The following is a 13,282-nucleotide window of genomic DNA, read 5'->3' as shown; positions in this document are numbered from 1 at the left end:
TGGACTCATTATCGCTGTGGCCATTTATTCACTGCGATTTTCAAATTGGCGGCGAATCTGCTCTGCTTTTGCGGCTTGCGCCACATCACTCGGTACGACTCGCTGCCCGACTGGAAACAGAGCGATCCCCGCCAGTTTAAAATGGGCAATCCCACTTGGGATACCAATAATCGTCAAACATTGGCTAATGCCGGTGACAATATGCAACAAACACAGCCACCAGCCGAAACAGACGAACCATACAATATTCAGCACACTGCCGATACCGTTGCCGATCGCACTGGTTGGCTGCAAATATTTGATATGCACAATTTCATTACCGAACGGCGCTAACGACATTTTAGTGATTTCCCAGCAACTTCGGCTGTAGGGCAAGGTGACAATCAACAATACGCTGACAATGGTAGCAAACAACCAGCCGATAACCGTGGCAAAACCAAAAAACACAAAATTAAAAATATTCAGGGCTAAATTCATGGTGAGCCTATTTCAATCGCTGCGCTAAATAATCAGCATAGTCTGGAATATCAATAGCTATCTCTTGATTAAAGTGCGGTGAGCTAATCAAAAAATCGGCGGTTGCCGGATTCATCGCAACGGGAATATTCCACACCGTTGAAATACGCAACAACGCTTTCACGTCCGGATCATGTGGCACGGCATTCATCGGATCCCAAAAGAAAATCAACAGATCGATTCGCCCTTCGGCAATCATCGCACCGAGCTGTTGATCGCCGCCCATCGGTCCACTCAGCAAGCTGTTGACCTGCAAACCGCTCTTTTGCTCGATTAAATTGCCAGTGGTGCCGGTGCCGTACAATTTATGTTGTGCCAACAAAGTGCGGTTTTTAATACACCACTCAACCAACGTTTGTTTGCAGTGGTCATGCGCAACCAACGCAACATTTTTGTTTTGTGGCAAATGGCGGGGAATAGTTTGCATAGGTTTTTCTCCCTAGTTCCAACACGAAACTTTTAGCAAAAACTTGAGTCGCTACTTTTAACAATAAAACATGAAAGTAAAAAAGCGAGCTAAGCTCACTTTTTGATCTCTCATTTAAGCGGGTTACTGTTTTTTTGCCCAATTCAAGAAGCGTTGTTGTGTTTCCTTGTCCGCTTGTTGGAACCAGTATTGCAACTGTTGTTCCGCCACATTTTCACCTTGTACCGTCACTTTGCCTTTTTGTGCTTTACCCACATTTGCCATGCCCATCGCGACCGGCATGCTGGCGGTAGCAAATCCGGCAACGGCAGCTTTTGCACCACTGCTGTTGTAAGCAGACAAATCATCGGCTAAATTTCTACCCGGGAAGAAACCTTCTTGAGCAAGGGCTTCTTGCTGGCTATCAATTGCCTGTCCGTTACTGCTGACTTTGATCACCGGGTTTTTAGCAAATTTCTCTGCTCCGTTTTCATCGCCGATGCTGTCTGCATTGATCATAATATTACCGCTACCGGCATTAAATTTAACGACAATCGGGGAAGATTCAAATAAACGACGGTCAGAGCCGGAGCGGATGATTTCGCTGACCTGCACCACCACTTGGTGAACCTCATTATCGGAGACTGTGACATTTTTATTTTGTTTTAATAAACCGCCACTGGCTTTTTGTCCGTCAATCGCCAACAGTGTCAGGTTAGACGAAGTACTAATTTCAGCCGCTACCGCACTTAAACCGGTCAACACCGCAGCCGCACCAATCACTAAACGAGTTAATTTCATTTTACTTCCTCAATCATCAGAAAAATCAGTCAACATCGCAGCAAATGCCGGATGCCTCACAAAAACCAAATAGTTTTGCCTATCCTAAGCGAAAACATTATAAAATAAAATAGTCAGTTACGATTTTTATCCAAATTCGAGAGGCAAGTATGATTATTCAACGACAATTTAATGTTTATGGCGTTGTACAAGGGGTCGGCTTTCGTTATTTTACTTGGCGCAAAGCCACAGAATTGGGCTTAAACGGCACGGTACGCAATCTGTCCGATGGCAGTGTTCTGGTGATTGCGAGCGGCGATGAAAGCCAAGTGACCGCACTTTATCATTGGTTACAACAAGGTCCACGCTCAGCACGGGTTGAGAAAGTGTTGGTCGAGGCATACCTGGGCGACAAATGCTTCGATAGCTTTGCCATCAGCTGATCGATTGTTTAAGATCAGCTGCCGCACCAATTTTCTGCCGTCGATTGCGCCACGCTCCGAGCAGCAGTGCCGCAATAAAACAGCCGGATTGCATTAGCACAATGGTCGGGCCGGTGGCTGAATCTAAGTGGTAACTGAGGATCACCCCGAACAAAGTAGAAAAAATCGACACACCGATCGCAATCCACAGCATGGTTTGAAAACGTTTGGTCAAACAAAATGCGGTGATTCCTGGCGCAATCAACAGTGCCACCACCAAAATCACTCCGACCACCTGCATTGCGCTGATGATAGTCAGTGCCAGTAGAATCAGTAGCAGATAATGTAAGGTTCTGACTGAAATTCCCACCACTTTTGCCTGTATTGGGTCAAAACAATACAACAAAAAATCTTTGCGCTTGAAAAACACGATACAAAAGCTGATCAGCGAAATCCATAATGTGGTACGAAACTCCTGCGCCGTCACGCCCAACAGATTACCAAATAAAATATGGGTCAAGTGTTGATCAGTTTCTACTTTCACAAATAAGATCAGACCGAAAGCAAACATACCGGAAAATACGATCCCCATCACTGTATCTTCTTTTAAACGACTATTTTCTTTCAGATACCCTGTTGATAAGGCACAGAAAATACCCGCCACAAATGCGCCGATCGTCAACGGCAAGCCTAAAATATACGCCAAGACAATCCCCGGTAGTACCGCGTGGGAAATAGCATCGCCCATCAGCGACCAACCTTTCAATACCAAATAGCAGGAGAGTAAAGCACAAACAATCGACACCAAAAGTGCGGTGTACAACGCCTGCTGCATAAAAGCAAACGTAAACGGTTCATAAAACCAGTTAAAAATCGCTTCAACCATGTGGCTTTCCTTGTGGTATTTCTTGGCGACGCTGTTTTTGCTGCTGATATTTTTGCGTCAGCAATCCATATTTTGGTGAAAATAAGAATGCCGCTAAAAACAGCAGCGTTTGCAAAAACACAATCACGCCGCCGGTCGCACCGTCGAGAAAATAGCTTAAATATGCACCGACCGCACTTGTGCTAATACCTAAGGTGATAGCAATTACCACCAGTCGTCCGAAACGATCTGTGAGCAAATAGGCGGTCGCACCTGGGGTAATCACCATCGCAATCACCAAAATCGCCCCCACTGTTTGTAACGCCGCGACAACACAGGCACTCAGCAAGGTAAAAAAAAGTACTTTTAGACGAATCGGCGAAATACCAACTGATACCGCATGACTTTCATCAAAAAACACCAACAACAGATCTTTCCAAAAAATCAGCAAAAACACCACGCAAACCGCAATAATAATCCCGACTTGCAGCATATCGCCATCATCAATGCCCAGCACATTGCCTAAAATAATCGATTGCACATCCACCGATGTCGGATTCAGCGAAATAATAAACAGCCCCAGTGCAAAAAATGTGGTGAAAATAAAACCGATGATCGCATCTTCACGTAGTTTAGTGATCGATTTAACCCATAAAATTGCCAGTGCCGCCAGCAATCCGGAAATAAATGCACCAATGGCGTATGGCAATGCCAACGCATAGGCAATTGCCACACCGGGAACGACCGCATGCGAGAGGGCATCGCCGATCAGCGACCAGCCTTTTAGCATTAAATATGCGGATAAAAACGCACAAACCCCACCAACCAAGGCGCTGATCACAATTGCTTTGGTCATATATTCGTAAGCAAAGGGTTCGAGTAACAATTGCCACATAGCTTAGTATTCCGCTTTATTTTGAATTGGAGTTTGATCTTGGGTTTGTACTTGCTTTTGTAGCTGCGCTTGCGGTGCAGTCGGCGGCAATTCCGAACCTTTTTCGCCATAGAAAATTACCGGGCGTTCATCATCGGTCAATACTGTTAAAGTGCGGCTGTCTTGGTCATCATGCAGCTCTTCGCCGTCTAAAGTCAAATAGCGCAATACACCGCCGAATGCCAGTTTCAGATTCTTTTGGGTAAATGTGGTTTCAGTCGTACCGGCGGCAATCACAGTACGATTGATCATCACCACTTGATCGCAAAAGTGCGGTACGCTACCTAAATTGTGGGTCGAAACTAAAATCAAATGCCCTTCACTACGCAGTTGCCCCAATAATGCCACAATCGCATTTTCGGTTTTGACGTCCACTCCGGTAAAAGGTTCGTCGAGTAAAATAATACGGCTTTCTTGCGCCAACGCTCGTGCCAAAAACACCCGCTTTTTCTGCCCACCGGACAGCTCACCGATTTGACGATCTTTTAAGTGGGTGATATCCACCCGCGCCATTGCCTGCTCCACTTTTTGCTTGTCTTGCGGTGACGCAACCCGCAAAAAATTCATATAACCATAACGCCCAGTCATCACCACATCATATACCGAAATCGGAAACTGCCAGTCCACCTCTTCCGCCTGAGGCACATAAGCCACCAGATTCTGCTTTAAGGCTTTCTTGACCGGCAGTCCATGAAGGATAATTGTACCTTGCAGCGGTTTCACCAATCCCATCAAACTTTTAAACAGAGTTGATTTACCGCTGCCGTTCACCCCAACCAAAGCACAAGTCGTACCACCATATAACGCAAAAGAGACATCATAAAGTGCGGTATGCCCGTTATTATAACGAACTCCGACCTCCTTCACCTCTAACAACGGCAGTGGTGGCGGTTCGGAATGGTTTGTGCTTTGTGGGGTTATCATTTATTCAAATCCTTTAACAATAGTGGAAACAGTGACTTGCAACAAATCCAAATACGTCGGCACAGCGCCGTCGGCTTGTGACAACGAATCAACATACAACACGCCACCGTATTTTGCACCGGTTTCTTTCGCTACCTGTTTGCTTGGGCGATCAGACACCGTACTTTCGCTAAAAACAACCGGAATTTTATTGGCTCTCACTTGATCAATCACCGCTCTCACTTGCTGTGGTGACCCCTGTTGTTCAGCATTAATCGGCCATAGATACAATTCTTTAAAACCATAATCCTTTGCCAAATAGCTGAACGCCCCTTCTGAGGTGACCAACCAGCGCTTTTCTGCCGGAATTTGGGCGATTTTATCTCTCAGCGGCTCGTCTAGCCCTTTAATTTTTTCAGCATAAGCGGCGGCATTTCGATTATACACCTCGGCGTTTTTCGGATCATGTTTTACTAATGCTTTGCGGATATTTTCCACATACAGCAACGCATTGCTCGGCGACATCCAAGCGTGCGGATTCGGTGCGCCCTGATAAGCTCCTTCGCTGATCGCAATCGGCTCAATCCCTTCCGTCACCAATACCGCTGGTTTGTCCTGCATATTTTCAAAAAAACGCTCAAACCAACGCTCTAGATTCATGCCGTTCCATAGCAGTAAATCAGCCTCTTGTGCCTTGATCACATCTTTCGGTGTCACTTGATAATCATGAATTTCGGCGCCGGGTTTGGTCACTGACTCTACTATCGCTGCATCACCTGCCACATTTTGTGCAATATCTTGAATCACGGTAAAGGTGGTTAGCACTTTAAACGGTTTTTCAGCCGCCGCAACGGAAAAGCTGATCATCCCGCCTAACATCAATGCGGAAACCAAACTTTTTAGTCCTATCTTCATTTTATTTCTCCTTGTTTGATAAATATTTTTAGGCAAACTATTTTGCCTGCCTAAACTATATCAACTTTACTATTGAGAATCATTTGTATTTAAAATATTTACACAATTTTGTTAGATAACGCTTACAAACATTTTGCCGGCTTCGGCAATCCTGCTAACTTAGTTGCTTGTTTTGCTGGGCCTTCCGGAAACAAACGCTGCAAATAACGACTGTTGCCTTTGTCCGTTCCCAGTTTAGCTGCCATTGCCTTGACCAACATCCGGATCGCCGGCGAGGTTTTATACTCTTGGTAAAACGCGCGCACAAAATGAATCACTTCCCAGTGTGCCTCACTCAGCTCGATTTGCTCTTTTTGCGCCAGCCACTGCGCAACCGTAGGACTCCACTGCGTAGTGTCAAGCAAATAGCCGTCTTTATCCCGTTTAATCTGTTCGTCATAAATATCCATTCATTTTCTCCGGATACAATTATGCCCCTATTCAGGGGCATAAGAAACAAATCAATCTAATTGTCTAGATCTTTGAAAACGGGCGGATATCTCATCCGCCTAATTTTTTAAATTAATGATTAATCACGCGAAGCGCCAATCAAACTCAGCAGGCTAATAAACAAGTTATACAACGAGACATAAATGCCGATGGTGGCGCGGATATAGTTGGTTTCACCGCCGTGTACAATATTGCTGGTTTCATACAAAATCGCTCCGGTTGAAAACACCACGAATAAGGCACTGATGGCTAAATGCAATCCTGGAATTTGCAGGAAGATATTAGCGATAACGCCGACAACCAGCACGATAAACAGCGCAAACATCATGCCACTCAGGAACGACATATCTTTTTTAGTGGTCAACACATAAGCCGAACAGGCGAAGAACACCGCTGCCGTGCCGCCTAATGCCAGCACAACCACATCTCCCATCCCTGCACCAACATACATATTTAGGATCGGTCCGATGGTATAACCTAAAAAACCCGTGAAGGCGAAAGCAGAAAGAATACCCAGTGGGCTATCCGCCAATTTATGGGTCAAAAACAGCAAACCGTAAAAGCCGACCAATAACACAATCAACCCCGGATACGGCAAGTTCATTGCCATCGAAATATAAGCCACCACCGCAGAAAAAGTGACAGTGAGCGCTAATAAAAAGTAGGTGTTACGTAACACTTTGTTGGTTGCCAATACCGATTGTTCGGAACGACGTACATCGGTCACAAGACGTTGTTGCATTGCGTTTCTCCCTTAAGAATACAGAGCAAAAATAGTGGTAAATAAATGGTTAAAACACCCTAACCATAAGGGCTATAACAGAAAAAGTCAAATCTAAATTCAGTTGTTTTCCTCAAACCAAATCAAGCTCGCCATCCGTCCGGTCACACCGTCGCGCCGATAGGAAAAAAACCGCTCTTTTTGGCTGAATGTACAATATTCTCCACCATAAATAAGGTGAATTCCGCATTTTTTCAAGCGCTGACGTGCCAATAAATACAGATCAGCTAAATATTTTTCAGGTGTCGTCAAATCCGGTTGGAATGCCAATGCCGCTTGTGGATCGTGCTGCATAAACGCCGACCGCACTTCGGCACCGACTTGAAATGCCGATTGACTGATCGCCGGTGCCAGCCACGCCACGATTTGCGACGGTTTGGCATGAAACTGTGCCACGGTGTTTTCTAAAATACCATCACACAAGCCGCGCCAACCGGCATGTGCCGCCGCCACTTCATTGCCACCTTCTGTCGCAAACAGCACCGGCAGACAATCGGCTGTCATCACCAAACAAACTTGCCCCGCTTGATCGGTATACACCGCATCAGCCTCAAGTGCGGTTTCCGTGGTCGGTAAACGTAATACGTTGATGCTATGGGTTTGATTTAAATATAGCGGCATTTGCGGCAGTTGTGCTTTTTCAAGCAGCAAAGTACGGTTTGCCGCGACCGCACTTGGGCTATCACCGACGTGTGCGCCCAAATTAAAACTGGCATAGGGCGCAACACTCACGCCACCGCCACGCAAAGTAGAGAGTGCGTGGATATTATTCGCTAAATTCCAGTTTGGTCTAAGAAATTCCATCAATAATCCAGTTCGTCTTTGTGCAGCTCATAATCCTGTTTCAGCGCATTCAGCAGTTCCACAAAATCGTCCGGTAACGGGGCGTGCCACTCCATCACTTCGCCGCTAATCGGGTGTTCCAAACGCAACATCACCGCATGCAAGGCTTGACGTTGAAAATTGCGCAGTACCGTTAAAAATTCCTCACTTGCCCCTTTCGGCGGACGCGGTCGCCCACCGTACACCTGATCCCCCAACAACGGATGGGCAATATGCGCCATATGCACCCGAATCTGATGGGTGCGTCCGGTTTCCAAGCGTAACCGCAGACGAGTGTAATTACGGAAACGCTCCATAATCCGATAATGGGTCACCGCCGGTTTACCCATCGGATGCACCGCCATATGGGTACGTTTGGTCGGATGGCGTGACATCGGCTGATCAATCGTACCGCCTTTAGTCATAATGCCGTATGCCACCGCCTCATATTCGCGGGTAATCCGGCGTTTTTGCAACGCATACACCAAACGGGTTTGCGCCGGAATGGTTTTCGCCACCACCATCAAGCCGGTGGTGTCTTTGTCCAATCGGTGCACAATGCCGGCGCGCGGCACTTCGGCAATTTGTGGATAATGATGCAACAGCGCATTCAGCACCGTGCCATCCGGATTGCCAGCCCCTGGATGCACCACAAAATCTTTCGGCTTGTTGATCACCAAAATATCATCGTCTTCATACACAATATTCAGTGCGATCGGCTGGGCAACAAAGCGGTTTTCCTCTTCGATTTCCACTTCAATCAAAATCACTTCATCGCCATATACTTTTTCACGCGGTTTGTTCACTACCGCACCGTTAACCTGCACCAAATCCTGCTCAATCCACGTTTTAATCCGTGAACGAGAATAGTCGGGAAAGCATTCCGCCAAGGCTTGATCCAAACGCTGACCGAGTTGATGTAACTGAATTTGTGCCGTTAATTGTAATTGTTTCGTCATAAATAAAAATAAAATCCACTGAATTCTAGTTTGCTTATTTGCCAAGGATGGTTAAAATACAAGGCGTAACAAGATAATAACGCTCATTGTAACTGAAGTTTACCGTGAAGTAACCAAACATTCGTTGACGCGTGTTGCCAGCCGACCGCACTTTTTGCAAAAACCTCTTTAGGATTGTTATTTATGTATAAATTAAAATCGCTTGCCTTACTGTTGCTAACCGCCTTAAGCATTGCCGCCTGCTCCTCTGACAAAAAAGAAGTCGAAACTGCGTCGGTGGAAGAACTTTATAGCAAAGCCAATACGTATCTTTTAGATGAAAACTATGCAGAAGCTATTCGTTATCTGGATGCCGTAGACAGCCGTTATCCGTTTGGTGCCTATGCCGAACAAGCACAATTGGGATTAATTTACGCCAACTATAAAGATTCTGAATACACTTTGGCACTGGCAAACGCCGAACGTTTTCTGCGCTTGCACAGCAACAGCCAACATTTAGATTTCGTGTTGTATCTGGCAGGATTGATCAATACTGAGCTGGGCGATCACTTCTTACAAAAGGCATTCGGCACCGACCGTGCCTCGCGTGATCCGCTGACTTTAACTAATGCGTTACACAATTTCGAAACGTTGCAACAGCATTTCCCGAACAGCCAATATGCTGCCGATGCCGCCGTACGCGCCAACTATCTACGTAATGCACTGGCTCGCCACGAACAACAAGTGGCCGAATTTTATTTCAAACGTCATGCTTATGTTGCCACGGTAAACCGTGTACTAGGCTTGTTGGATACCTATCCTGATACACAAGCAACCCATGAGGCGTTGCCATTATTGGAAAAATCCTACCAAGCGATGAAACTCAACGAACCTGCTGCTAAAATCGCCGAATTAATTAAACAAGGCGAAAACAAAACCTTCGCTGAAATCCCGGTTCCTGAAGGTGATGTGGATTTAGTCGTCCCTAATGTGCTGTCGCCAACCGCCCAGTAACCGCTCGATTTAATAAAAAAACACCTTAACGTTGTTCGATGTTAAGGTGTTTTTTGTTATTGCAATAAATCAAGTTCAACCAAATCATTTAAATATTTCTGTGCAGTATTGCGATGAATATTTCCTTTATCGTGATTCTAACAGAACGTGCACATGTTTTCGCGGTTTCTTGTGCACGTTCTGATAACGTATATACGTTTTTGCGATTTCTTGTGCATGTTTTGTTGATATACGCAGCTTTTGGCACTTTTTTATGCACATTTTGATCTCAAACCGATTTTGAGTGTTTGTTGTGAAAAGTAAAACACGATCTAAATCAAGAAAACCTTAAATAAGCATCACAAATACTTCTTTTATAAATAAGATCCTTTTATGATACGACTGTTAAAACGAATTAACAGCTATTTTACTTATTACTCAACTCACTCGATACGATCAACACAATCTATAAAAAGGAATTTGAATTATGTACTGTATTCAATGCGAACAAACCATGAAAACCCCTGTCGGTAACGGCTGTAGCTACTCGCAAGGAATGTGTGGCAAAACGGCTGAAACCTCCGATTTGCAAGATTTATTAATAGCGGCGCTATACAGCCTGTCTACTTGGGCGGTTAAAGCGCGCGAATTGGCGATTATCGACAATGAGATCGATGCGTTCACCGCACAAGCATTTTTCTCTACCTTAACCAACGTCAATTTTGACTCCAAACGCATTGTCGAATATGCCCAACAAGCGCAAGCCTATCGCGATCAACTGATCCAACGCTGCCGTGCGGTCAATCCAAGCACCGACAGCGATCATCCGTTGGCATATTTGAAATTGAACGGCAGTGAAATTGCCACCCTGACCGCACAAGCAGAAGATTTTGCTTTAAACAAAGACATCCACGACATCAGTGAGGAAGTACACGGCTTGAGAATGCTGTGTTTATACGGCTTAAAAGGTGCGGCAGCGTATATGGAACACGCCCATGTTTTAGGACAATTCGATAATCAAATTTATCTGGAATTCCACCAATATATGTCTTGGCTGGGCACCAATCCAACCGATATCGATACGTTACTAAAAAATTCACTCGGCATCGGCATGATGAATTTTGGCGTGATGGGCTTATTGGATAAAGGCGAAACCGCCGCATTTGGTAATCCTAGCCCTTCAACAGTGAATGTTAAACCGATTGCCGGCAAATGCATCCTGATTTCTGGTCACGATTTGAAAGACTTGAAAGCCTTATTGGAACAAACCGAAGGCACAGGGATTAACGTGTATACCCACGGCGAAATGCTGCCGGCGCACGGTTATCCGGAACTGAAAAAATACAGCCATTTAGTCGGCAACTACGGCGGCGGCTGGCAAAACCAACAACGGGAATTTGCCAAATTCCCGGGGCCGGTGATTATGACGTCCAACTGTATTATCGATCCGAATGTCGGCAACTATGCCGATCGCATCTACACCCGCAGCATCGTCGGCTGGCCGGGCGTGAAACACCTAGATGATCGCGATTTCAGCCAAGTGATCGAACAGGCTCAACAAATGGCGGGCTTCCCATACAGTGAAATCGAACACAACATCACCGTCGGTTTCGGTCGCCAAACCCTGTTAGATGCCTCTGATGCGGTAATTAACTTGGTCGCCGAGAAAAAATTACGCCATGTGTTCTTGGTCGGCGGTTGCGACGGTAGCGTGGGCGAACGCAGCTACTACACCGAATTTGCGCGCAATGTGCCGGACGATTGTGTGGTCTTAACCTTAGGCTGCGGCAAATACCGTTTCAACAAACTGGAATTCGGCACATTGGAAGGCGGTTTGCCACGTTTATTGGATGTCGGTCAATGTAACGATGCTTATTCGGCGATTATGTTAGCAGTGAACTTGGCGGAAAAACTGGGCTGTGGCGTGAACGATCTGCCGCTGACTTTAGTCCTGTCTTGGTTCGAGCAAAAAGCGATTGTGATTTTGCTAACCTTGTTGGCATTGGGTGTGAAAGATATTTACACCGGTCCGACTGCACCGGCATTTTTGAACGACAATTTATTGGCGATTCTGAATGAAAAATTCGGTCTGCGCGGCTTGACCACCCCACAACAAGATATGCAACAAGCGTTAGCACGCTAATGATTGCATGATGTCATACCAAGTGCGGTCTGCTCTTATCTGGTGACCGCACTTTGTTTTGTTTAGGATTTTCAACTATGTCAAACCCAAATGCTTTCTGTATCAATGAAATGATGGTCAACAACATCGTGCAAGAAACCGACGATGTTTACACCCTCGAACTGATCGCACAAGATTTTTATCCCTACGAACCAGGGCAATATGCGCTGGTCAGCATTAAAAATACCCCAGATATTGCCAGAGCCTACACCCTCTCCTCTACGCCCGGTTTAAGCCGTTATGTCACTTTAACCGTGCGCCGGATTGAAAACGGAGTTGGCTCAACCTGGCTGACCCGAGATGTCAAGGTCGGCGATACGCTGTGGCTGTCTGATCCTAAGGGCGATTTCACCTGTTCCAAAATCGTCAGTGACAATTACCTACTGGTCGCCGGTGGCTGCGGCATTACGCCGATTATGTCAATGGTGCGTTGGTTATGCGTCAATCGTCCGCAAGCCAATTTAACCGTGTTCTACAGCGTGCATTCGCCGAAAGACGTGATTTTCAAACGCGAATGGCAACAACTGAAGGCGCAATATCCACACTTAACGCTGTATATGAACTCGTCACAAGGCGCCAGCGAAGGCTTTTATGCCGGACGGATTTCGCAACAAATGCTGCAAGAACTGGTACCGCATATTGCCGACTGCACCGTGCTAACCTGCGGTCCGGAAAGCTATATGCAGCATATTCGTGACATCACCGAGCAATTGGGCGTGCCCAAAGAGCGGTTTTTCCTTGAACAATTCCATTCCTCGACCGAAGTGTGTATGACCGACAACAGTAAGCAAGTCGGCTTGACGGTGTACGGCATTATTGGCGAACAGACCATTTCCGTACCGTTCGGCATATCATTGCTGAGCGCACTGGAAGAAAATAACATCCCAGTGATTGCCGCCTGCCGCACCGGCATCTGTGGTTCGTGCAAAACCAAAGTGCTGCAAGGCGAATACGAAACCAGCACCACCGGCCCGCTTACGCCACAAGAAATCGAACAGGGCTATGTGCTGGCATGCAGCTGCCAAATCAAAGGCAATATGCAGATTGAACCGGTGATTTAATCCTTTGCAAGCAACCAAAGTGCGATAAGCCTTCTCAACCTTAGGCCCTACATCCGAATGACCAAAAACAAAGGCTGTTTTATCTCTAAAACAGCCTTTATCACGCTACAATGCCCACTATGGCTCACCGTACTTTCTGCACCTCTCCGGTTTCTGCTCGGTACTTCTACCCCGTCCTTAGCGACGCTTCAACACCAGCTTCTCCCCCTTCGCATTGCTTATCTCTATCTGTGTCGGCGCTCGGTTCTTCTTATGCAAAATCCCTATATAGTTCC

The 13,282-nt window shown here is 46.1% G+C and carries 15 protein-coding genes; 4 read left to right on the top strand and 11 right to left on the bottom strand.

Going from position 1 to position 13,282, the window contains the following annotated elements; all coding sequences use genetic code 11:
- Positions 1-24: 24 nt before the first annotated feature.
- The 3 genes from FHQ23_RS04085 to FHQ23_RS04075 form a co-directional block, all read right to left on the bottom strand.
- Positions 25-477: a YccF domain-containing protein gene (locus FHQ23_RS04085; protein ID WP_132964320.1), complete on the bottom strand. Its 453-nt coding sequence runs from the start codon at positions 475-477 to the stop codon at positions 25-27.
- A 7-nt stretch (positions 478-484) separates the two neighbouring features.
- Positions 485-943, bottom strand: a complete 459-nt coding sequence (locus FHQ23_RS04080) for a methylglyoxal synthase (RefSeq protein WP_139608162.1) — start codon at positions 941-943, stop codon at positions 485-487.
- Between the two features lie 123 nt (positions 944-1,066).
- Positions 1,067-1,723 carry a curli polymerization inhibitor CsgI-related protein gene (locus tag FHQ23_RS04075; protein ID WP_139613168.1) on the bottom strand — a complete coding sequence of 219 codons (657 nt, stop codon included), beginning with the start codon at positions 1,721-1,723 and terminating at the stop codon, positions 1,067-1,069.
- A 152-nt stretch (positions 1,724-1,875) separates the two neighbouring features.
- Here FHQ23_RS04075 and FHQ23_RS04070 point away from each other — a divergent pair, with 152 nt between their 5' ends.
- On the top strand, positions 1,876-2,145 hold the full coding sequence (locus tag FHQ23_RS04070) for an acylphosphatase (protein ID WP_139613188.1): 270 nt from the start codon (positions 1,876-1,878) through the stop codon (positions 2,143-2,145).
- Here the strand turns inward: FHQ23_RS04070 and FHQ23_RS04065 are convergent.
- From FHQ23_RS04065 to rluD, 8 genes are all read right to left on the bottom strand, one after another.
- Positions 2,138-2,998, bottom strand: coding sequence for a metal ABC transporter permease (locus tag FHQ23_RS04065; protein ID WP_326480818.1), 861 nt, complete (start codon positions 2,996-2,998; stop codon positions 2,138-2,140). The genes FHQ23_RS04070 and FHQ23_RS04065 overlap by 8 nt on opposite strands.
- Before the next feature lie 4 nt (positions 2,999-3,002).
- The gene (locus FHQ23_RS04060) at positions 3,003-3,884 is read right to left on the bottom strand and encodes a metal ABC transporter permease (RefSeq protein WP_139613166.1); all 882 of its coding nucleotides are present in this window, start codon (positions 3,882-3,884) and stop codon (positions 3,003-3,005) included.
- Between the two features lie 3 nt (positions 3,885-3,887).
- The gene (locus FHQ23_RS04055; protein WP_139613165.1) at positions 3,888-4,847 is read right to left on the bottom strand and encodes an ATP-binding cassette domain-containing protein; all 960 of its coding nucleotides are present in this window, start codon (positions 4,845-4,847) and stop codon (positions 3,888-3,890) included.
- Positions 4,848-5,705 carry a metal ABC transporter substrate-binding protein gene (locus FHQ23_RS04050; protein ID WP_442805445.1) on the bottom strand — a complete coding sequence of 286 codons (858 nt, stop codon included), beginning with the start codon at positions 5,703-5,705 and terminating at the stop codon, positions 4,848-4,850.
- 158 nt (positions 5,706-5,863) lie between these two features.
- Positions 5,864-6,190, bottom strand: coding sequence for a TusE/DsrC/DsvC family sulfur relay protein (locus FHQ23_RS04045; protein WP_139613163.1), 327 nt, complete (start codon positions 6,188-6,190; stop codon positions 5,864-5,866).
- Positions 6,191-6,309: 119 nt separating this feature from the next.
- Positions 6,310-6,972 carry a Bax inhibitor-1 family protein gene (locus tag FHQ23_RS04040; protein ID WP_132964336.1) on the bottom strand — a complete coding sequence of 221 codons (663 nt, stop codon included), beginning with the start codon at positions 6,970-6,972 and terminating at the stop codon, positions 6,310-6,312.
- Positions 6,973-7,071: 99 nt separating this feature from the next.
- On the bottom strand, positions 7,072-7,815 hold the full coding sequence (gene pgeF, locus FHQ23_RS04035) for a peptidoglycan editing factor PgeF (protein WP_139613162.1): 744 nt from the start codon (positions 7,813-7,815) through the stop codon (positions 7,072-7,074).
- Positions 7,815-8,792, bottom strand: a complete 978-nt coding sequence (rluD, locus tag FHQ23_RS04030; protein ID WP_139613161.1) for a 23S rRNA pseudouridine(1911/1915/1917) synthase RluD — start codon at positions 8,790-8,792, stop codon at positions 7,815-7,817. Before rluD ends, pgeF begins: the two co-directional genes overlap by 1 nt.
- Before the next feature lie 183 nt (positions 8,793-8,975).
- Between rluD and FHQ23_RS04025 the strand changes: the two genes are divergently transcribed.
- The 3 genes from FHQ23_RS04025 (at position 8,976) to hcr (ending at position 13,007) form a co-directional block, all read left to right on the top strand.
- Positions 8,976-9,785, top strand: a complete 810-nt coding sequence (locus FHQ23_RS04025; RefSeq protein ID WP_139613160.1) for an outer membrane protein assembly factor BamD — start codon at positions 8,976-8,978, stop codon at positions 9,783-9,785.
- A 466-nt stretch (positions 9,786-10,251) separates the two neighbouring features.
- On the top strand, positions 10,252-11,907 hold the full coding sequence (hcp, locus tag FHQ23_RS04020; RefSeq protein WP_139613159.1) for a hydroxylamine reductase: 1,656 nt from the start codon (positions 10,252-10,254) through the stop codon (positions 11,905-11,907).
- Between the two features lie 77 nt (positions 11,908-11,984).
- On the top strand, positions 11,985-13,007 hold the full coding sequence (hcr, locus tag FHQ23_RS04015) for an NADH oxidoreductase (RefSeq protein WP_139613158.1): 1,023 nt from the start codon (positions 11,985-11,987) through the stop codon (positions 13,005-13,007).
- Positions 13,008-13,282: the final 275 nt, after the last annotated feature.

This window comes from Testudinibacter crocodili, assembly GCF_006228025.1.
In the GTDB taxonomy this organism is placed as follows: domain Bacteria; phylum Pseudomonadota; class Gammaproteobacteria; order Enterobacterales; family Pasteurellaceae; genus Chelonobacter.
This window is presented reverse-complemented; position numbering and strand designations above follow the sequence as displayed.